Raw genomic sequence first — 20,525 nt, forward strand, 5'->3', positions numbered from 1 at the left:
TTGATCCCCGTCACTTCCTTCGCGGGCAAGACGGTCGCCGTCTTCGGGCTCGGTGGCTCCGGCCTCGCGAGCTGCCACGCGCTCAAGGCCGGCGGCGCGGAGGTGATTGCCGGCGACGACAGCGCCGATAACGTCGCCAGGGCGGCACAGGACGGCTTCATCACCGCCGACTTGCGCAACGTCCCCTGGGATAATTTCGCCGCGCTGATATTGACCCCCGGCGCGCCGCTGACCCATCCGGCGCCGCACTGGTCCGTGCTGATGGCGCGGCAGGCCGGCGTCGAGGTGATCGGCGACATCGAATTGTTCTGCAGGGAACGAAGGCGTCACGCGCCCGATGCGCCGTTCGTCGCCATCACCGGCACCAACGGCAAATCCACCACCACGGCGCTGATCGCGCACCTGATGAAGGTTGCCGGCTACGATACCCAGATGGGCGGCAACATCGGCACCGCGATCCTGTCGCTGGAGCCGCCGCGGATGGGGCGGGTGCATGTGATCGAGATGTCGTCCTATCAGATCGATCTGGCGCCCTCGCTCGATCCGTCCGTCGGCATTCTGCTCAATGTCAGCGAAGACCATATCGATCGCCACGGCACGCTGGAGCACTACGCGGCGGTGAAGGCGCGGCTGGTCGCCGGCGTGCAGCCGCAGGGCACCTCCATCGTCGGCGTCGACGACGGCTGGTGCCGCAACATCGCCGACCGGCTCGATCAGGCCGGCAAGCGCGTGGTGCGCATCTCCGTGAAAAACCCGCTGCCCGACGGCGTCTATGTCGAGCGCGAAACCATCGTCCGGGCCTCCGGCGGCGCGCGGAGCGAAATCGCAAAACTCGGCGGCATCGGCTCATTGCGTGGCCTGCACAACGCGCAGAATGCGGCGTGCGCCTCGGCTTGCGCGCTGGCGATGGGGATATCGACCGACATTCTGCAGAACGGCCTGCGCAGTTTTCCCGGTCTCGCGCACCGCATGGAGCAGGTCGGCCGCCTCGGCAACGTGCTGTTCGTCAACGATTCCAAGGGTACCAATGCGGACGCGGCAGCGCATGCGCTGTCGTCCTTCGCTGATATTTTCTGGATCGTCGGCGGCAAGCCGAAACTCGGCGGCATTACCAGCCTCACCGAATTTTTCCCGCGCATCCGCAAAGCCTATTTGATCGGCGAAGCCGCGCAGGAGTTTTCCGGCACGCTCGGGACCCGCGTGCCGCACGAGATTTCGCAGACGCTCGACGTCGCCGTCGCCAGCGCCGCGCGCGACGCCGAAGCCTCGGGCCTCACCGACCCCGTCGTGCTGCTGTCGCCGGCCTGCGCCTCGTTCGACCAGTACCGCAACTTCGAAATCCGCGGTGCCAGGTTCCGCGATCTCGTCACGGCGATGCCGGGTGTGAAGCCGGTGGTGTGACGATGTAGGATGGGTTGAGCTCTTCGCGAAACCCATCACGTGTCGTTATTGCCTCGATGGGTTTCGCTCCCACCTTTGCCAGGTTGCGCTTCGGCGGATGCGGTCGCTCAACCCATCCTACTTCTTCGCACTCCGACGCGCGTGCACCGGCTTGAACAAGTCCAGATCGATCGCCTGGCCCATCGCCAGATAACCCGTGCGATTGGGATGCAGCTTGTCGCCGGCGCCGCCGGTGGTGCTGTCGGGGACGAATTCTACCTTGAGGCCGCCGGATTGCGGATCGAGGGTCGCCTTGTCGAAGTCAATCACGCCGTCGAACGTGCCTGACGTGCGGATGAAGTCGTTCAGCGCTTTCCGCTTGGCGTCCTGTTCGGGGAAACCGTGTGCGGCACTGGAACTGCCGAGCGCCGTCGTCACGGTGGCGCCGATGATTTTGATATGCGGCCATTTCGCGCGCAAACGAGCGACACCGTCCTTCATGGCGGCGATCACCTTGTCGCTTTCGGCGTTGCCGTTCTTGCTGAAATCGTTGATGCCTTCCAGCCAGATCAGGCTGGAGATGCCCGACAGCGTCAGCACGTCGCGCTCGAGCCGCTGGCCCGAAGCAGGGCCGCCGGGGAACGGTTTGCCGGGACCATACTCGGCCGGTCCGGCGATCTGGTTGCCGCCGATGCCGCCGTTCACCACCGCGACCTTGTTGCCATGGATCGCTTTTAGCCGGCGCGAGAGCACGTTGGGCCAGCGGTCGTCGCCGTTCATCGTCGACGCGGTGCCGTCGGTGATGGAATCGCCGAACGCCATGATGGCGAAGGCGTCGGTTGGTGCCGTCATCTCGATCGCATCGAGGAAGAACCACGACGCGGTCGTATACGGAAATGCCGCCTCGTCCTCCAACGTGCCCTTGGATCCGGCACCGGGTGCGGTGACGTAAGACGTCGTCAGCGCTTTGGCGTGCCAAGTCATCGGACCGCTCTCACCTGGGATGTGAAAGCTGACCGCGAGGCGGCGGCCGGCGAGCTGGTCGGGCTGCCCTCCGAACGGCAGCGTGATGGTGTCGCTCCAGACCGAATCGCCGGGCTGGACGGTGACGGAAGTCTTGCCGCCAAACGTCACCAGGCGATTGGAGCCGCGGAGCAGCGCAGCACTGCTCAATTGCAGGCCGGCACAAACGCCGTCGAACGTCACGGGCCTGGTGCCGAAAGCATTGCTGAAACGAAGCCGGGCCTGGCGGCCCCACAGATCGGGCCGCACGATCAGGCGGAAGGTCTGATCCCGCGCGCCGGCCGCAGGATCGGGGAACGCAAATTTCTGGTCGGGCTGGGCGGACGGGTTGCCGACGGGATAGGGACCCTGGACCGAACCGGTCCATGACACCACCCAGTTCTCATCCTTGGCGGATGCCGTCTGAAGTGATGCGACCAACAGCGATGCCACGACGATAGCGGTAAGAGAACGCATGGTTCCTCCCAAGCCTTGTGATTGGAGCTTACCCTAAAGCCAAGGGCGCAATTGGTGAAACCGAAAATTTGACGGACCTCATTAACTCCTTGGAAACCATCCTCCGCCACCAATGGACGTTACCTCTGCCATTTGGGGACGCCCATGCTCGCCCGTGACCAACGCACCCCGTTCTCGGAATGGTGGTGGACTGTGGATAGACTGCTGCTCGCGGCGATCATCGCGCTGGTCGTGGGCGGCCTCATCCTGTCGCTGGCGGCGAGCCCGCCGGTGGCGACAAGGATCGGGCTCGATCCCTTCCACTTCTTCAACCGGCACGTGATGTTCCTGCTGCCGTCCTTCATCGTGCTGATCGGGGTATCCTTCATGTCCCCGAAGAACATCCGCCGTGGGGCGCTGCTGGTATTTGCGGTCTCGATCGTGCTGATCGTGGCGACGCTGATGTTCGGTGCCGAGGTCAAGGGTTCGCGGCGCTGGATCACGTTGCTCGGCGTCAATATCCAGGCCTCGGAATCCGCCAAGCCGGCTTTTGTCGTGATCGCGGCGTGGCTGTTTGCGGAATCGACCAAACGTCCGGAGATGCCGGCGACTTCGATGGCGATGGTGCTGCTGTTGATGCTGGTGTCGCTCCTGGTGATGGAGCCGGATTTCGGCCAGACCATGCTGGTCCTGATGGTGTGGGGCGCGCTGTTCTTCATCGCGGGCATGCGGATGATCTGGGTGGTCGGTCTTGCCGGCGCCGCCGCAGCCGGATTGTTCGGCGCGTATCTGCTGGTGCCGCACGTCGCGCATCGCATCAAACGATTCATGAATCCCGGCTCGGGCGATACGTTCCAGCTCGACATGGCGATGGATGCATTCTGGAACGGCGGCTGGTTCGGGCTCGGGCCCGGCGAAGGCATCGCCAAGCGCAGCCTGCCGGACAGCCACACCGATTTCGTGTTCGCGGTGGCGGCGGAAGAGTTCGGCATCATCCTCTGCCTGGCGCTGGTCGCATTGTTCGCCTTTGTCGTGATCCGCACATTGCTGCGCGCCTATGCCAGCGAGGACATGTTCTCCCGGTTTGCCGCTTCCGGCCTCGCCATCCTGTTCGGCGTGCAGGCCGCGATCAACATGGCGGTCAATCTGCAGCTGATCCCCGCCAAGGGCATGACGCTGCCGTTCATCTCCTATGGCGGTTCCTCGATCATCTCGCTGGCCTACGGCGTCGGCATGATGCTGGCGCTGACGCGGCAACGCCCGCGCACCGAGATCGAGTCGCAGAACAATGCCAACTCGGTGCGCAGCTACGCATGACGGCGAGGTAAATCCAACCCGTCATTGCGAGCGCAGCGAAGCAATCCACCCATCCGTTATGCCGCGCTATGGATTGCTTCGCGGGGCCTGTCATCGGGCGCGCATTCGCGCGACCCGGTGGCTCGCAATGACGGCTGATTGGCTATAGAAGAATTCCCCATGAATACTTCGCCCCTCATCCTCCTCGCGGCCGGCGGTACCGGCGGCCATTTGTTTCCGGCCGAAGCGCTCGGCGTCGAGCTGATCAAACGCGGTTTTCGCGTGCGGCTCGCGACCGACGCCCGCGCGCTGCGCTACAGCGGCCTGTTCTCCAGGGTCAATGACAATATCGACGTGGTGCCGAGCGAGACCGTGCGTGGCCGCAATCCGATCTCGCTGGCGCGCACCGCTGTCATGCTCGGCTATGGCGGTCTCATCGCGCTCAATCTGGTGCGGCGGCTGAAGCCATCAGCCGTGATCGGCTTCGGCGGCTATCCGACGCTGCCGCCGCTGATGGCGGCCAGATTGCTCGGCGTGCCCAGCCTCATTCACGACGCCAACGCGGTGCTCGGCCGCGCCAACCGGTTTCTCTCCAGCCGAGTCAACGCGATCGCGACCTCGCTGCCGGGCGTGCTCGATCGCGATCCGGCGCTGGCTGGCAAGGCAACGACGGTCGGCACGCCGATGCGTCCGGCGATCCTGGCCGCCGCCGCGATACCCTTTGCCTCGCCCGAGGCGAACGGGCCGCTTCGGTTGCTGGTGGTCGGCGGCAGCCAGGGCGCGCGCGTGATGAGCGACATCGTGCCACCGGCGATCGAACGGCTGGAGCCGGTGCTGTGGAGCCGGCTGATCCTGACGCAACAGGTGCGCGAAGAGGATATGGCGCGGGTGCGCGCGGTCTATGACCGGCTCAAGATCAGCGCCGAGCTGGCGCCGTTCTTCACGGACTTGCCGGCGCGGCTGGCTTCCAGCCATCTGGTGGTGTCGCGCTCCGGCGCCGGCACGGTGGCCGAGCTCGCCGCGATCGGCCGGCCCTCGATCCTGGTGCCGCTGCCCGGCGCGATCGATCAGGATCAGTTCGCCAATGCCGGCGTGCTGGCCAAGGTGGGCGGCGCGCTGCGCATCGCGCAGGCGGAGTTCACGCAGGACCGGCTGGCTTCCGAAATTTCCGCATTCGCCGCCGAGCCGGCGAAGCTGACCGAGATGGCCGCCGCCTCCCGCACCGTGGGCAGGCTGGACGCTGCCGAGCGGCTGGCCGATCTGGTGCAGAAAGTTGCCGGAATCTAGGCCGCAATGGTCGATTTTCATTGTTTTTGCGTCATGGCCGGGCTTGTCATGTCAATTCGGATATATCCGACTTGACCCTTTAAAAAAGAACGGCACTCGGTATACCGAGTGCCTACGCATCCACGTCTTGCATGAAGTGACGTAGAAGTCGTGGACGCCCGGGACGAGCCCGGGCATGACGGGAACATACGAGACAGACATGAGACTGCCGCGCGAGATCGGACCCATCCACTTCGTCGGGATCGGCGGCATCGGCATGAGCGGCATCGCCGAAGTCCTGAGCAATCTCGGCTATACCGTGCAAGGTTCGGACGCCTCCGAAAGCGGCAACGTCACGCGGCTGCGCGACAAGGGCATCACCGTTTCGGTCGGCCACAAGGCGGAGAATGTCGACGGCGCCGACGTTGTCGTGGTCTCGACCGCGATCAAGCGCGACAATCCCGAACTGATGGCGGCGCGTGCCCAGCGCATTCCCGTGGTGCGCCGCGCCGAAATGCTGGCCGAACTGATGCGGCTGAAAAGCTGCGTCGCAATCGCCGGCACCCATGGCAAGACCACGACGACGACGATGGTCGCGACGCTGCTCGACGCCGGTGACCTCGATCCGACGGTGATCAATGGCGGCATCATCAATGCCTATGGCTCCAATGCGCGATTGGGCGCGGGCGACTGGATGGTGGTGGAGGCCGACGAGAGCGACGGCACGTTCCTGAAGCTGCCGTCCGATGTCGTGATCGTCACTAACATCGATCCCGAACATCTCGATCACTTCAACACTTTCGAGGCGATCCAGGAGGCATTCCGCAATTTCGTCGAGAACGTGCCGTTCTACGGCTTTGCCGTGATGTGCACCGATCATCCCGTGGTGCAGGCCCTCGTCGGCAAGATCGAGGATCGCCGCATCATCACCTATGGCGAGAACCCGCAGGCCGATGTGCGGCTGGTCGATCTGACGCCGATGGGCAGCGGCTCGAAATTCAAGGTCGCGTTCCGCAACCGTAAGACCGGCGCGACCCACGAGATATCCGACATCATGCTGCCGATGCCGGGACGCCACAACGCATCGAATGCAACGGCGGCGATCGCGGTGGCGCACGAACTCGGCATTTCCGGCGAGGTGATCCGCAAGGCGATGGCGGGCTTTGGCGGCGTCAAGCGGCGCTTTACCAAGACCGGCGAATGGAACGGTGTCACCATCATCGACGATTACGGCCATCACCCGGTCGAGATCGCAGCGGTGCTGAAGGCGGCGCGCGAATCCACCAACGGCAAGATCGTCGCCGTGGTGCAGCCGCATCGCTTCACCCGGCTGCAATCGCTGTTCGAGGAATTTTGTACCTGCTTCAACGACGCCGATGCGGTCGTCGTCGCCGAAGTCTATCCGGCCGGCGAGGCGCCGATCGAGGGCATCGACCGCGACCATTTCGTGCTCGGCCTGCGCGCGCACGGCCATCGCGAAGTCATTCCGCTGCAAAGCTCTTCCGAACTCGCCAGGGTTATCAGCGGCATCGCTGATAACGGCGACTACGTCGTCTGCCTCGGCGCCGGCAACATCACCCAATGGGCCTACGCGCTGCCGGGCGAATTGAAAGCGCTGGGGTGAGGGGCGCGTCACCTCCAACTCCGTCATGGCCGGGCTTGTCCCGGCCATCCACGTCTTTACTGTGTGATCGTCGGGACAAGCCCGGCCATGACGAGCCGAGAGAATTCCGTTGACCTTCCCCGACATCACCCCCGATCTCAAAACCGCAATGCCCGACTTGCGCGGGCGGCTGCTGGCGAATCAGTCGCTCGCCGAACTCACCTGGTTTCGCGTCGGCGGTCCGGCGCAGGTGCTGTTCACGCCGTCGGATGAAGATGATCTCGCGTACTTCCTGAAAAAACTGCCGCAGGAATTGCCGGTCTATGTCGTCGGCGTCGGCTCCAACCTGGTCGTGCGCGATGGCGGCATTCCCGGCGTCGTGATCCGCTTGTCGCCGCGCGCGTTCGGCGAGACGCGTGCCGAGGGCGACGTCGTGATCGCAGGCACCGCCGCGCTCGACAAGCGCGTGGCGGAAACCGCGGCGACGGCCAATATCGGCGGCATGGAATTCCTGTTTGGCATTCCCGGCACGATCGGCGGCGCGCTGCGCATGAATGCCGGCGCCAATGGCCGCGAGACCAAGGACGTCCTGATCGAGGCCACCGGCATCGGCCGCGACGGCACGAAGCACAGCTTCACCAATGCAGACATGAAGTTCGTCTATCGCAACAGCGGCGTTGATCCTGCCATCATCTTCACCTCCGCACGTTTCCGCGGCGCCATTGCAGCGCCCGAAGCCATCCGGGCGCGGATGGAGGAAGTGCAGACCCATCGCGAGACCGCGCAGCCGATCCGCGAAAAGACTGGCGGTTCGACCTTCAAGAACCCGCCCGGCAACAGCGCCTGGAAGCTGATCGACGCCGCCGGCTGCCGCGGCTTGCGCGTCGGCGGCGCGCAGGTGTCGGAAATGCACTGCAACTTCCTGATCAACACTGGCAACGCGACCGGGCATGACATTGAAACGCTGGGTGAAACCGTGCGTGCGCGGGTTAAGGAAAACTCCGGAATCGAGTTACACTGGGAAATCAAGCGGATCGGAATCGGACAAGGCTGATGCGGATTACCATTCTCTTCGGCGGCACCAACAAGGAGCGGCTGGTTTCGGTAGCGAGCGCGCAGGCGCTGCATCGTGCCTTGCCGGAGGCGGATCTGTGGTTCTGGCACGTCGCCGACACTGTGCACGAGGTGACGTCGGAAGCCCTGCTCAATCACCAGCGGCCGTTCGAGGACGAATTCGATCCGGGCAATCGCGGCATCGCGCTGGAAGCGGCGCTCGATAAAGCGAAAGCCGAAGATCGCGTGCTGGTGCTCGGCCTGCACGGGGGCCGGGCGGAGAATGGCGAACTGCAGGCGATGTGCGAAATGCGCGGCATTCCCTTCACCGGGTCCGGCTCGGCGTCTTCAAATCTGGCCTTCGACAAGACCGCGGCCAAGCGCTTTGCGGCGATTGCGGGCGTGGAGACGCCGGTAGGCATCGCGCTCGACGATATCGATGCCGCGTTCGCCGAATACGGCAAGCTGATTGCGAAGCCGGCGCGGGACGGATCGAGCTACGGCCTGATCTTCGTCAACGCCAAGCAGGACCTCGTCGCGGTCCGCAACGCCGCCAAATCCGAGGAATATCTGATCGAGGCATTCGTTTCCGGCGTCGAAGCCACCTGCGGCGTGTTGGAGCGATCCGACGGCACCATCATGCCGCTGCCGCCGGTCGAAATCATCCCGGGCGAGGGCGCGTTCGATTACACGGCAAAATACCTGCTCAAATCGACCCAGGAGATCTGCCCGGGCCGGTTTTCGCCCGCGATTACTGCCGACCTGATGGACCAGGCGCACCGGGCGCACCGAGCACTGTCCTGCAGCGGCTATTCCCGGAGCGATTTCATCGTCTCGGCCAAGGGGCTGGTCTATCTCGAAACCAACACTTTGCCGGGACTGACCGCCGCCTCGCTGTATCCGAAGGCGCTGAAGGCCCAGGGAATCGATTTTTCCGATTTCCTGCGCGACCAGGTCGTACTGGCCGAGCAACGCCTTCAGAGGCGGGGGTGATTCGCCGGGTTAACGTGCTGGTTGAGGGAACCCGCCCGGTCCGGATGAAATATTACTAAAATCCTAACCAATGCCCGGCAAACTACTCACAAGGCTGCGCAAAACACGCCCCTGACCGGTCACATTTACCCTTTGTTTACCAGGAAGTCCGAAGGTTAACGCTGGCGGCGCATGTGGCGCTTGGCTGCCGGGGCGTAAGCTGTTGCGGATTTCCGCTTCGACGATCGCATCGAGGGAAAATGGCCTCCTCACAACCGAGGTCTTGAGCCCAGCCCGGCATCACCGAGACATCACGTGCGCCAGAGCCCGCAAGCCTTTTTGCGGGAACAACTTTTTGACGAGCTCGTGCAATGGATGGTGCAGGACGCCTCGCTCGATCGCTGCGATCGCTGGGGCCCCAAGCTGACCTGAAAGCCGCCGCCATCGGAGCGGTCGTGCTGTTGCGCGAGCGGCTGGGCCTGCGCGCCCGCGTGCGGGCGAAGCGGGTGATCGACCGCGAACCGCCGAACCGCCTGATCCTGTGGCTCGAACGTTACCTGCCGAACCGTGCCGGCGTCGCCCTGACCGTGCTGATGCTGCTCGGCAGCGCCTCGCTTGGTGTCGTCAAGGGCGGCCATGTCGACGAGTTCGTCGGTGCGCTCAGCGATACCCGCAACGCGCTGGCGAATTCGGCCGGCTTCCGCATCACCGAGGTGGCCATCAACGGCCGCAAGCAGCTGAGCCAAGATGAAGTGCTCGCGATCGGCGGCGTCAACGGCCGCTCCTCGCTGCTGTTCCTCGATGCCGCCACCGTGCGCGACAAGCTCAAGACCAATCCCTGGATATCGGACGCCGCGATTCTGAAGCTTTATCCCGGCCGGCTGCAGATCGACATCGTCGAGCGTACCGCGTTCGCGTTGTGGCAGCAGGACGGCCGGCTGTCCGTCATCGCCGAGGATGGCGCGGTGCTCGAACCCTATATGTCGCGGCGCTTCATCTCGCTGCCGCTGGTGGTGGGCAAGGGCGCCGCCGAGAAGGCGCGGGACTTCCTGGCGCTGCTGGATCGCTATCCGCAGGTCCGCAGCGTGACCAAGGCTGCGATCTATGTCGGCGAGCGGCGCTGGAACCTGCGCCTCAAGGACGGTCTCGATATCCGCCTGCCGGAACACGACGTCGGCAATGCGCTGGCGCTGCTGAGCAAGCTCGACAAGGAGGACAGGCTGTTCTCCCGCGACATCGTCGCGGTCGACATGCGCCTGCCGGACCGGTTGACGGTGCTGTTGTCCGAAGACGCGGCGAAGGCCCGCGAGGAACTGTTCAAGGACAAGAAGCCCAAGAAAAAAGCCGGTGACGCAGCATGACCGGCCTCGATCGCAACCAGACCCCGAAGACGCGGCCGATGGCGCAGAAGCGCACCGCGCTGGTGGCCTCGCTCGACATCGGCACCAGCAAGATCGCCTGCATGATCGCGCGGCTGAAGCCGTCGCCGCCGAATGAGGCCCTGCGCGGCCGCAGCCACGCGGTCGAGCTGATCGGTTACAGCCAGATCCAGTCGCGCGGCGTCAAGGCCGGCGCGGTGGTCGATCTGGCCGAATGCGAACAGGCCGTGCGCCAGGCGGTGGCGCTGGCCGAACGCATGGCCAAGGTCCGCGTCGAATCCGTTTTGCTGTCGGTCTCTGGCGGCCGGCTGCAGGGCCAGCTGGTCGAAGCCGCCGCAGATATCAGGGGCGGCTCGGTCACCTCTGACGATGTCACCCGCGTGACGTCCACCGGCATGCGTCACGCCACCGGCGAAGGCCGCACCGTGCTGCACGCGCTGCCGGTCAGCTACACGCTGGATGGCGTCAAGGGCATCCGCGATCCCCGCGGCATGGTGGCGCGGCAGTTCGGCGTCGACATGAACGTCGTGACGGCGGATGCCACGGTGGCCAAGAACCTGATGCTGGTGGTCGAGCGCTGCCATCTCAACGTCGAGGCCATGGCCGCAAGTCCTTATGTGGCGGGCCTTTCGGTCCTCACCGACGACGAAGCCGACATCGGTGCCGCCGTGGTCGAGATGGGCGCCGGATCGACCACGATCGCGACCTATTCGGCCGGGCGCTTTGTGCACGCCTCGGGGTTTGCGGTCGGCGGGCAACACATGACGATGGATCTTGCACGCGGCGTCGGTGCATGCATTGCGGATGCCGAGCGAATCAAGACCTTATACGGCACCGTGCTGACCGGCGGGTCAGACGCGCGCGAGTTGATGTCCGTACCCACCGCAGGCGATGACGAGCGCGATGCGCCGCAGATCGTCTCGCGCGCCACGATCGCGAACATCGTCCGGCATCGCGCCGAGGAGATCTTTGAAATGGTCCGGGACCGGCTCGCGGATTCCCCCTTTGCGGCAGAGCCGCGGGCGCGGGTTGTCCTGAGCGGCGGCGCGTCCCAGCTCACCGGTACTGTCGAACTTGCCACCCGCATTCTCAACCGGCCGGTCCGGATCGGCCGTCCGCTCGGCTTCGGCCGGCTGCCCAACGAGGCCAAGAGCGCCTCGTTCGCGGTGCCGGCGGGCCTCCTGGTCTATCCGCAATACGCACACCTCGAACACGTCGAACCGCGGCATACGCGGCAGCTCAGGACAGGGACTGACGGCTATTTCGGAAGGGTCGGACGATGGCTGCGAGAGGGCTTCTGATGACCGGTTTTCATACCAAACGACATTCACATTCACGAACTCCTGCACCAACTCCTGCACCCACTCCCGCGGCCGTCGGCCGGGGCGAACCAACGCGCGCGTAATAATCGAGAGGCAACCATGGCACTCAATCTGACACCCCCTGACATCAGCGAGCTGAAACCGCGGATCACCGTCTTCGGCGTCGGTGGAGCAGGCGGCAATGCCGTCAACAACATGATCACTGCCGGGTTGCAGGGCGTCGATTTCGTCGTCGCCAATACCGACGCGCAGGCGCTCACCATGTCCAAGGCCCAGCGCATCGTGCAGATGGGCACGCAAGTGACCCAGGGCCTGGGTGCCGGATCGCAGCCCGATGTCGGTGCGGCCGCCGCGCAAGAGGTCATCGACGAGCTCCGCGATCATCTCACCGGCGCCAACATGGTGTTCGTCACCGCCGGCATGGGCGGCGGCACCGGCACCGGTGCAGCCCCCGTCATCGCCAAGACCGCGCGCGAGATGGGCATCCTCACCGTCGGCGTGGTGACAAAGCCGTTCCACTTCGAAGGCCAGCGCCGCATGCGCACCGCCGAATCGGGCATTTCCGAGCTGCACAAGGTGGTCGACACGCTCCTGATCATCCCGAACCAGAACCTGTTCCGGGTCGCCAACGAAAAGACCACCTTCGCCGACGCCTTCGCGATGGCTGACCAGGTGCTCTACTCGGGCGTCGCCTGCATCACCGACCTGATGGTCAAGGAAGGCCTCATCAACCTCGACTTCGCCGACGTCCGCGCCGTGATGCGGGAAATGGGCAAGGCGATGATGGGCACCGGCGAAGCCACCGGCGAGAAGCGCGCGCTGACCGCGGCCGAAGCTGCGATCGCCAATCCGCTGATCGACGACTCATCGATGAAGGGTGCCCGCGGCCTGTTGATCTCGATCACCGGCGGCAAGGACCTGACCCTGTTCGAAGTCGACGAAGCCGCAACCCGCATCCGCGAGGAAGTCGACCAGGACGCCAACATCATCGTCGGCGCGACCTTCGACGAAAACCTCGACGGCGTCATCCGCGTCTCCGTCGTCGCCACCGGCATCGAACAGGCGCTGATCGCGCGCAACGCGGCAGCGCCCGCCGCTGTCGTGACCAACGCGCCCGCCTCGACGCCGGACACCCGTCTGGCCGATCTCACCGCACGGCTGCGTGCTGACAACCAGCGCCTTGCCGATCGCGCCCAGAAGCTCGAGGCCCCCGCCCAGCAGGCCGCGCCACCCCCGGTTCCCGCCGCCGCCCCGCAGCAGCGCGCGTCCAACAGCGTCGAGCGCGCCGCGCTCGCGGCCATTGCCGCGGCCGTCGCTCCGGAAGTGCCGCAGGCCCAGGCGCCGTTGCAGCCCGGCTCCTATGGCGACGTCACGGTTCGCCCGATTGCCCAGAAGCCGACGCTGTTCCCCGATCATAACGAGGCGGCCCGCGCCGAGCCGGAAGCGCAGGCTATGCTGCCGGAGACCTTCATCCCGCAGGCGGCCGAACGTCCGCCCGCCCGCAGCCCGCGGATGCCCAAGTTCGAGGACCTTCCGATGCCGGCCCAGGCCGAAATCCGGCAGGCCCGCGGCGAGCAGGAGGAAGAGCATCCGCAGAAGACCCGGTTGTCGCTGCTGCAGCGCCTCGCCAATGTCGGCCTCGGCCGCCGCGACGAAGAGAGCGAGCCGCCGATCGCGGCCCGCGCCTCCGGTCCGGCGATGGCGCCGCTCCCCGAGCGCAAGCCGCAGCGTTCCGTCGCTCAGCAAATGGGTAACGAGCCGGTATCGGAGTATGCCCGCCGTCCGGCGCCGCAGGGTCTGGACGTCCATGGTCGCCCCGCACCTGTTGCAGCCGCGCCACAGGGCGACGACCATCTTGATATCCCGGCCTTCCTCCGGCGGCAGTCCAACTGAGGTTTTGTTACAATTCAGGCAACCCAAAAGGCCCCGGCGGAACCAGCCGGGGCCTTTTTCTTATGCCGTGCGAGGCGTCACAGCTTCGTTATCAAGCCACTGATATTAAATGATTAATTATGAATTCCGTGATCAGATGCGGCCGCCGGAACGAGGCCGGACCGCGCCGGAATTTGGTTAAGCCTTGGCGTGAATGCGGCAGAGATAGGGTAACAATCGGTAAAAAAGCGTGAGTTGTGCGCGAGGGGGCAGTGACTATGGTCTGCCGTGACTTGGGGATACCGGAAGCAGATTCGGCGCGAAAGCGAACAGTTCCTGTCTTTTGGTAAAGTCGGTAGTGGGCGATTATCGAATGAAGTTCAGCCGTCAGACAACGCTTCGGTCGCAAGCCACCGTGACAGGTGTCGGCGTTCATTCCGGTATACCGGTAAATCTGACCATCGGACCTGCGCCTGTCGACGCAGGTTTTATTTTTGTCCGCACCGGTCTTGACGATGCCGACCGCGAAGTTCCCGCGATCGCGGAATCCGTGATTGCCACCGACTTTGCGACCGTACTCGGCGACCGCCAGGGTCCGCTGGTTTCCACCGCCGAGCATGTGCTTGCTGCGCTGCGGGGCATGGGTGTCGATAACGCCACCATCGAAGTCGACGGCCCGGAAGTTCCGATCATGGACGGCAGCGCGGCTGCCTTCGTTGCCGCCATCGATCAGGCAGGCATCGTGACGCAATCCGCCGCGCGCCGCTTCATCCAGGTGCTGAAGCCGGTGCAGGTCTCGCTCGGTGATTCCTTTGGCGAGCTGCGCCCCCACGCCAACGGTTTCCGCGCCGAGGTCGAGATCGACTTCGCCAATCCGGTGATCGGCCGCCAGAGCTATTCGCTCGATCTGAACCCCGAAAGCTTCCGCCGCGAGATTTCCCGCGCCCGGACCTTCGGCTGCATGAATGACGTGGCGCGGCTCTGGAGCGCCGGTTTCGCGCTCGGCGCGTCCTTTGAGAATTCGGTGGTGTTCGACGAGACCCGTCTGCTCAACACCGAAGGCCTGCGCTACAGCGACGAATGCGCCCGCCACAAGGTGCTGGACGTGATCGGCGATCTCGCGCTGGCCGGCCTGCCGCTGCTCGGCGCCTACCGATCGTCCCGTGGCGGCCACAAGCTCAACCACGCGGTGCTGACGGCCCTGATGGCCGATCGCAGCGCCTGGCGGGTGGTCGAGGCCGAACCGGCACGCCGCCCCCGCGTCGAAGCCGGCGCCGGCATGGTCGGCGGTATGGTCGCCCCGGCCTATGGCCCGGACGTGTCCTGACTTTCGTTTTCGAAATGTCCTGACTTTCGATTTCGAAATGTCCTGAAGCCGGCTTTCCGGCTTCCATCCCGATTTCCGTAGTAACCACAATTGGTAACGATGATGTCCTGCCGCCTTAATCCGGGCGAAATGCCTGCGTATTCGGTTGGTTAAGGACCATTTTTCGGCTAGATAGGCCCGCGGTTGCAAGACGGGGCGCTGCAAATGTTGGCGCTACGGGATATTGGGGCACGGGGAATATTGCGTTCATGATCGCGGTTCATGGATGGACGGGCTCAACCACCAACCGCACCGCTACCAACTGCGTAGCTACCAACTGCGTTAAAGGCGTCAGGTCTCACATTCCATGTCGGCACAGCGTATGACGCTCGAATCACGCAAACTTTCCGGCCTTCATCGGGCAGCCCGGTCGCTCCGGCTGGCGGCGGGCCTGATCGCGCTGGCCGTCCCCTTGAGCGGATGCGGCACCGGTTCGCTGTGGGACAAGTTTACCGCCAAGGACGACACCTTCATCGAGGAGCCCGCGGACAAGCTCTACAATGAGGGCTTGTACCTGATGAACCAGCGCAAGGATGCGAAGGCGGCGACGAAGAAATTCGAAGAGGTCGACCGGCAGCATCCCTATTCCGACTATGCGCGCAAATCGCTGCTGATGTCGGCATACTCGTTCTACTCAGCCGGCGACTATGACGGCTGCATTGGCGCGGCGACCCGTTACGTCACGCTGCATCCGGGCAGCCCCGACGCCGCCTACGCGCAATACCTGATCGCCGCTTCGCATTATGACCAGATCCCGGATATTTCGCGCGATCAGGGGCGCACCGAAAAGGCGATCGCCGCGCTCGAAGAGGTGATTCGCAAATATCCGACCTCGGAATACGCCACCAGCGCCAAGGCCAAGCTCGAAGGCGGGCGTGACCAGCTTGCCGGCAAGGAGATGGATGTCGGCCGCTATTACATGAAAAAGCGCGACTACACCGCGGCGATCAACCGCTTCAAGACCGTGGTCACCCGCTATCAGACCACCCGCCATGTCGAGGAAGCGCTGTTTCGCCTCACCGAGGGCTACATAGCGATCGGCATCGTCGGCGAGGCGCAGACCGCCGCCGCCGTCCTTGGGCACAATTTTCCTGACAGCCGCTGGTACAAGGACGCCTATAATCTAGTAAAGTCCGGCGGTCTCGAGCCGAGCGAGAATCAGGGGTCCTATATTTCCAGGGCCTTCAAGAAGATGGGTCTCGGCTAGAGCCATCGGTTCTGATTAAATCAGAACCGGGCTCTAGTCTTTGATTCGACGCGTTTTCTTCATGCGAACCGGTACCCACTTCGCGTGAAAACGCTATGGGAATTTAGTTCGCATGCTGGCGCGTCTGTCGATCCGTGACATCGTCCTGATCGAACGGCTCGATATCGAGTTTTCCCGTGGCCTCGCGGTGCTGACCGGGGAGACCGGCGCGGGCAAATCCATCCTGCTCGATGCTTTCGCGCTGGCGCTCGGCGGCCGCGGCGACGCCGGGCTGGTCCGCCATGGCGTGGAGCAGGGCCAGGTCACCGCCACCTTCGATGTGCCCAAGGGCCATCCGGCCGCAAAGATCCTTTCCGAAAACGGTCTCGACGACACCGGCGAGATGATCCTGCGCCGCGTGCAGCTCGCCGACGGGCGCACCCGCGCCTTCATCAACGACCAGTCGATCAGCGTGCAGACGCTCAAAGCCGTCGGTGCCGCGCTGGTCGAAATCCACGGCCAGCACGACGAACGCGCGCTGGTCGACGCCTCGACCCACCGGCAGCTGCTCGACGCCTTCGCTGGGCTCGAAAAAGACGTGACCGGGCTGGAGGTGCTGTGGGATCTCAGGCGCACCGCCAACACGGCGCTCGACGCCCACCGCGCCGGCATGGAGCGCGCCGCCCGCGAAGCCGACTACCTCCGCCATGCCTCCGACGAATTGAAAGCGCTGCGGCCCCGGGAAGGCGAGGAAACCGAGCTCGCCGAACGCCGCACCACGATGATGCAGGGCGAAAAGATCGCCAGTGACCTGCGCGAGGCGCAGGAGGCCGTCGGCGGCAACCATTCGCCGGTGCCGGCGCTGGCGGCCGCGGTGCGGCGGCTGGAACGCCGTGCCGCCAATTCGCCGGCGCTGGTCGAGCCCGCGGTCAAGGCGATCGATATCGCGATCAACGCGCTGGAGGAGGCCGATCAGCATCTCAGCGCCGCGCTGATTGCCGCCGATTTCGATCCGGCCGAGCTGGAGCGGATCGAGGAGCGCCTGTTCGCGCTCCGCGCCGCATCGCGCAAATATTCGACACCGGTCGAGGGGCTGGCCGCGCTGGCCGCGAAATATGCCTCCGACGTCGCGCTGATCGATGCCGGCGCGGACCAATTGAAGAAGCTGGAAGCCGCCGCCGATGAAGCCGACAAGCGCTATGCCGCGGCAGCAACCAAACTCTCCGCCGCCCGCACCAAATCGTCGGAAAAGCTCAACAAGGCCGTCAACGCCGAGCTGGCGCCGCTGAAACTGGAACGTGCAAAATTCACGGCGCAGGTCGAAACCGACGCCGCATCGCCCGGCCCGCAGGGTATCGATCGCGTCGAGTTCTGGGTCCAGACCAATCCCGGCACCAAGCCGGGGCCGATGATGAAGGTCGCCTCCGGCGGCGAGCTGTCGCGCTTCTTGCTGGCGCTCAAGGTGGTGCTGTCCGACCGCGGCTCGGCGCCCACGCTGGTGTTTGACGAAATCGATACCGGCGTCGGCGGTGCGGTGGCGGACGCGATCGGTGCCCGGCTGGCGCGGCTTGCCGGCAAGGTCCAGGTCATGGCGGTGACGCACGCGCCGCAGGTCGCCGCGAGAGCCAACCATCATCTGCTGATTTCCAAGGACGCGATGGACAAGGGCAAGCGCGTCGCCACCCGCGTCAACGCGCTCGCCGCCGACCACCGCCGCGAGGAAATCGCGCGGATGCTGGCGGGGGCGGAGATCACCGCGGAAGCCCGCGCCGCCGCCGACCGGCTGCTGCGCGCGGCGACGGCGTGAAGGCGGCGTGGTGCGATGGCTGTAAAAGCAAAGAAGCCGCTCGTTGACGTCGCCAAGCTCACCAAGGCCCAGGCCAAGATCGAGCATGTCAGGCTTTCGCTGGAGATCGAGGCCCATAACGAGCGCTACTACCAGAAGGACGCGCCGACCGTGTCGGATGCGGATTACGACGCGCTGCGTCAGCGGCTGGTTGCGATCGAGGCGAAGTTTCCCGATCTCGTCAGCAAGGATTCGCCGACGCAAAAGGTCGGCGCCGCACCGGCGCGTGGGTTCGCAAAAGTGCAGCACGCCGTTCCCATGCTGTCGCTCGGCAACGCCTTCAGCGACGAGGACGTCACCGAATTCGTCGATCGCATAAGGCGCTTTCTCAAGCTCGATGCCGACCATATTCCGGCGCTGGTCGCCGAGCCGAAGATCGACGGCCTGTCGCTGTCGCTGCGCTACGAGGACGGCGAATTGGTCCGCGCCGCCACCCGCGGCGACGGTTTTACGGGCGAGGACGTCACCGCCAATGTCCGCACCATCAAGGATATCCCGCACACCCTGAAGGGCCGCAACATTCCGGCGGCCTGCGAAATGCGCGGCGAAGTCTACATGCTCAAGAAGGATTTTCTCGAGCTGAACAAGAAGCAGGCGGAAGCCGAGGACACGGTGTTCGCCAATCCGCGCAATTCGGCGGCGGGCTCGCTGCGCCAGAAGGATGTTTCGATCACCGCGTCGCGGCCGCTGAAATTCTTTGCCTATACCTGGGGTGAGATGAGCGAGCGGCCGGCCGACACGCAGCACGGCATGCTGGAGTGGATGGACAAAGCCGGCTTTGTCGTCAACCCGCGGACCGAGCTTTGCAAGAATGTCGATGACGTTCTCAAATTCTACAGCAGGATCGGCGAGGAGCGCGCCACGCTCGGTTACGATATCGACGGCGTGGTCTACAAGGTCGACCGGCTCGACTGGCAGGATCGCCTCGGCTTCGTGTCGCGCAGCCCGCGCTGGGCGATCGCGCACAAATTCGCGGCCGAGCAGGCGACCACGATCCTCAACGGCATCGACATCCAGGTCGGCCGCACCGGCGCGCTGACCCCGGTGGCGCGGCTCGAGCCGGTCACGGTCGGCGGTGTCGTTGTTTCCAACGCGACGCTGCACAATGAGGATTACATCAAGGGCATCGGCAACGACGGCAACCCGATCCGCGACGGCGTCGACCTGCGCATTGGCGACACCGTCGTCGTTCAGCGCGCCGGCGACGTGATCCCGCAGGTCGTCAGCGTCGTCATGGACAAGCGGCCGAAGAACGCAAAACCGTACAAGTTTCCGGACGTTTGTCCGGTGTGCGGCAGCCATGCGGTACGCGAGGAAGATGAGGCCGTGCGGCGCTGCACCGGCGCCCTGATCTGCCCGGCGCAGGCGACAGAGCGGCTGAAGCATTTCGTCTCACGGCTGGCGTTCGATATCGACGGCCTCGGCGACAAGCAGATCCAGGAGTTTTACGAGGAGGGCCTCGTGATGTCGCCGGTCGACATCTTCACGCTGCAGAAGCGCGACGCCCGCTCCACCAGCAAGCTGATGCAACGCGAGGGCTATGGCGAGACCTCGGTGCGCAATCTGTTCAACGCGATCGACGCCCGCCGCAGCATCGATCTGCATCGCCTGATCTTCGCGCTCGGTATTCGCCATGTCGGCGAGGGTAATGCCAAATTGCTGGCGCGGCATTACCACACGATCGATCATTTTCGCGAGGCGATGCTGGCGGCCGCCAAGGGCACGAAGGATGACGAGAACACCACCGAGGCCTATCAGGACCTCAACAATATCGGCGGTATCGGCGAAATCGTGGCTGAAGCTGTTGTCGAGTTCTTTGCCGAACCGCGCAATGTGAAGGCGCTCGGCGAACTCCTGGGCGAGATCGAGGTGAAGGCGGCCGAGCGGCCGCGCAAGAGCTCGCCGGTCTCGGACAAGACCGTGGTGTTCACGGGCTCGCTGACCAAATTCACCCGCGACGAAGCCAAGGCGGTGGCGGAACGGCTCGGCGCCAAGGTCGCGGGCTCGGTGTCGAAGAAGACGGACTATGTCGTCGCCGGCGAGGATGCCGGGTCGAAGCTGACAAAAGCGCGTGAGCTGGGCGTGGCCGTGCTGACGGAAGACGAGTGGCTGGCGCTGATCGGGGAATGACAGCTTGATTTGGACGTCGTCCTCTCCGCGTCATTGCGAGCGCAGCGAAGCAAGCCATGGCGCGCCCAGCCGAGGAATGGATTGCTTCGCGGAGCCTGTCATCGGGCGCGCATTCGCGCGACCCGTTGGCTCGCAATGACGGAGAGAGATGCGACAAAACGACCCGACGGGCAAATCAATTCTGATTTGCGGAAATCGTGTCAAGTGGAAAATTTCCGTAAATCAAAAATATTTCTGTTGTTGGCCGACCCAAATCAGTGCGCATCTATCGCCATCCCGTCCTACTCAGAAGGGCGTCGGCCGTCGTCACGGACGTTGGACGGGTTGCGGTGGACGCTGGTTTACGCTGAGACGACGGCGTGGATAAGCGTACGGCAAAACCGTGTGGTCCTGGCA

Annotated in this window: 14 protein-coding genes and 1 pseudogene; 14 read left to right on the top strand and 1 reads right to left on the bottom strand. The window is 64.5% G+C overall.

The genetic code is table 11. The features are described from left to right. Positions 1-1,401 (top strand): UDP-N-acetylmuramoyl-L-alanine--D-glutamate ligase, encoded by a 1,401-nt coding sequence (gene murD / locus JQ609_RS27300; protein ID WP_212275997.1) that lies wholly within the window; start codon positions 1-3, stop codon positions 1,399-1,401. 117 nt (positions 1,402-1,518) lie between these two features. Here the strand turns inward: murD and JQ609_RS27305 are convergent, their stop codons facing one another. Further along, positions 1,519-2,859 (bottom strand): GDSL-type esterase/lipase family protein, encoded by a 1,341-nt coding sequence (locus JQ609_RS27305; RefSeq protein ID WP_212275998.1) that lies wholly within the window; start codon positions 2,857-2,859, stop codon positions 1,519-1,521. A gap of 144 nt (positions 2,860-3,003) precedes the next feature. On the opposite strand from JQ609_RS27305, the gene ftsW reads away from it, so the two are divergent. The 13 genes and pseudogenes from ftsW (at position 3,004) to ligA (ending at position 20,129) form a co-directional block, all read left to right on the top strand. After that, positions 3,004-4,155 carry a putative lipid II flippase FtsW gene (gene ftsW, locus JQ609_RS27310; RefSeq protein ID WP_212275999.1) on the top strand — a complete coding sequence of 384 codons (1,152 nt, stop codon included), beginning with the start codon at positions 3,004-3,006 and terminating at the stop codon, positions 4,153-4,155. 159 nt (positions 4,156-4,314) lie between these two features. After that, positions 4,315-5,421 carry an undecaprenyldiphospho-muramoylpentapeptide beta-N-acetylglucosaminyltransferase gene (gene murG, locus JQ609_RS27315; RefSeq protein WP_212211587.1) on the top strand — a complete coding sequence of 369 codons (1,107 nt, stop codon included), beginning with the start codon at positions 4,315-4,317 and terminating at the stop codon, positions 5,419-5,421. Positions 5,422-5,620: 199 nt separating this feature from the next. Next, entirely contained in the window at positions 5,621-7,024 is a 1,404-nt protein-coding gene (gene murC / locus JQ609_RS27320) for a UDP-N-acetylmuramate--L-alanine ligase (protein WP_212276000.1), read from the top strand. A 109-nt stretch (positions 7,025-7,133) separates the two neighbouring features. Continuing rightward, a complete protein-coding gene (murB, locus tag JQ609_RS27325; protein WP_212276001.1) occupies positions 7,134-8,057 on the top strand; it encodes a UDP-N-acetylmuramate dehydrogenase in 924 nt (307 codons plus the stop codon). Beyond that, complete coding sequence (locus tag JQ609_RS27330; RefSeq protein WP_212211581.1) at positions 8,057-9,049, top strand: D-alanine--D-alanine ligase; 993 nt, start codon at positions 8,057-8,059, stop codon at positions 9,047-9,049. The genes murB and JQ609_RS27330 overlap by 1 nt, the downstream gene beginning before the upstream one ends. Positions 9,050-9,126: 77 nt before the next feature. Next, positions 9,127-9,460 (top strand): annotated as a pseudogene (locus JQ609_RS27335) (D-alanine--D-alanine ligase); the annotation flags it as partial. Continuing rightward, entirely contained in the window at positions 9,400-10,389 is a 990-nt protein-coding gene (locus JQ609_RS27340) for a cell division protein FtsQ/DivIB (protein WP_212211578.1), read from the top strand. The pseudogene JQ609_RS27335 and the gene JQ609_RS27340, both read left to right, overlap by 61 nt. Further along, positions 10,386-11,708 carry a cell division protein FtsA gene (ftsA, locus tag JQ609_RS27345; RefSeq protein ID WP_211997380.1) on the top strand — a complete coding sequence of 441 codons (1,323 nt, stop codon included), beginning with the start codon at positions 10,386-10,388 and terminating at the stop codon, positions 11,706-11,708. The genes JQ609_RS27340 and ftsA overlap by 4 nt, the downstream gene beginning before the upstream one ends. Before the next feature lie 120 nt (positions 11,709-11,828). Further along, positions 11,829-13,622 carry a cell division protein FtsZ gene (gene ftsZ, locus JQ609_RS27350; RefSeq protein WP_212211576.1) on the top strand — a complete coding sequence of 598 codons (1,794 nt, stop codon included), beginning with the start codon at positions 11,829-11,831 and terminating at the stop codon, positions 13,620-13,622. Positions 13,623-13,974: 352 nt separating this feature from the next. Then, positions 13,975-14,928 (top strand): UDP-3-O-acyl-N-acetylglucosamine deacetylase, encoded by a 954-nt coding sequence (lpxC, locus tag JQ609_RS27355; RefSeq protein ID WP_212211575.1) that lies wholly within the window; start codon positions 13,975-13,977, stop codon positions 14,926-14,928. A gap of 346 nt (positions 14,929-15,274) precedes the next feature. Further along, positions 15,275-16,174, top strand: coding sequence for an outer membrane protein assembly factor BamD (locus tag JQ609_RS27360; protein WP_212211574.1), 900 nt, complete (start codon positions 15,275-15,277; stop codon positions 16,172-16,174). A 112-nt stretch (positions 16,175-16,286) separates the two neighbouring features. Then, entirely contained in the window at positions 16,287-17,960 is a 1,674-nt protein-coding gene (gene recN / locus JQ609_RS27365) for a DNA repair protein RecN (RefSeq protein WP_212276002.1), read from the top strand. A gap of 15 nt (positions 17,961-17,975) precedes the next feature. Continuing rightward, complete coding sequence (gene ligA / locus JQ609_RS27370; protein WP_212276003.1) at positions 17,976-20,129, top strand: NAD-dependent DNA ligase LigA; 2,154 nt, start codon at positions 17,976-17,978, stop codon at positions 20,127-20,129. The last annotated feature ends 396 nt before the right edge of the window (positions 20,130-20,525 follow it).

Source organism: Bradyrhizobium sp. AUGA SZCCT0169 (assembly GCF_018130085.1).
Lineage (GTDB): Bacteria > Pseudomonadota > Alphaproteobacteria > Rhizobiales > Xanthobacteraceae > Bradyrhizobium.

What these genes read in the sequence shown, in the direction of transcription:
- JQ609_RS27305 (WP_212275998.1), bottom strand. Translation starts at nt 2,859, where the DNA reads ATGCGTTCTCTTACCGCTATCGTCGTGGCATCGCTGTTGGTCGCATCA.
- ftsW (WP_212275999.1), top strand. Translation starts at nt 3,004, where the DNA reads ATGCTCGCCCGTGACCAACGCACCCCGTTCTCGGAATGGTGGTGGACT.
- murG (WP_212211587.1), top strand. Translation starts at nt 4,315, where the DNA reads ATGAATACTTCGCCCCTCATCCTCCTCGCGGCCGGCGGTACCGGCGGC.
- murC (WP_212276000.1), top strand. Translation starts at nt 5,621, where the DNA reads ATGAGACTGCCGCGCGAGATCGGACCCATCCACTTCGTCGGGATCGGC.
- JQ609_RS27330 (WP_212211581.1), top strand. Translation starts at nt 8,057, where the DNA reads ATGCGGATTACCATTCTCTTCGGCGGCACCAACAAGGAGCGGCTGGTT.
- JQ609_RS27340 (WP_212211578.1), top strand. Translation starts at nt 9,400, where the DNA reads ATGGATGGTGCAGGACGCCTCGCTCGATCGCTGCGATCGCTGGGGCCC.
- ftsA (WP_211997380.1), top strand. Translation starts at nt 10,386, where the DNA reads ATGACCGGCCTCGATCGCAACCAGACCCCGAAGACGCGGCCGATGGCG.
- ftsZ (WP_212211576.1), top strand. Translation starts at nt 11,829, where the DNA reads ATGGCACTCAATCTGACACCCCCTGACATCAGCGAGCTGAAACCGCGG.
- lpxC (WP_212211575.1), top strand. Translation starts at nt 13,975, where the DNA reads ATGAAGTTCAGCCGTCAGACAACGCTTCGGTCGCAAGCCACCGTGACA.
- JQ609_RS27360 (WP_212211574.1), top strand. Translation starts at nt 15,275, where the DNA reads ATGTCGGCACAGCGTATGACGCTCGAATCACGCAAACTTTCCGGCCTT.
- recN (WP_212276002.1), top strand. Translation starts at nt 16,287, where the DNA reads ATGCTGGCGCGTCTGTCGATCCGTGACATCGTCCTGATCGAACGGCTC.
- ligA (WP_212276003.1), top strand. Translation starts at nt 17,976, where the DNA reads ATGGCTGTAAAAGCAAAGAAGCCGCTCGTTGACGTCGCCAAGCTCACC.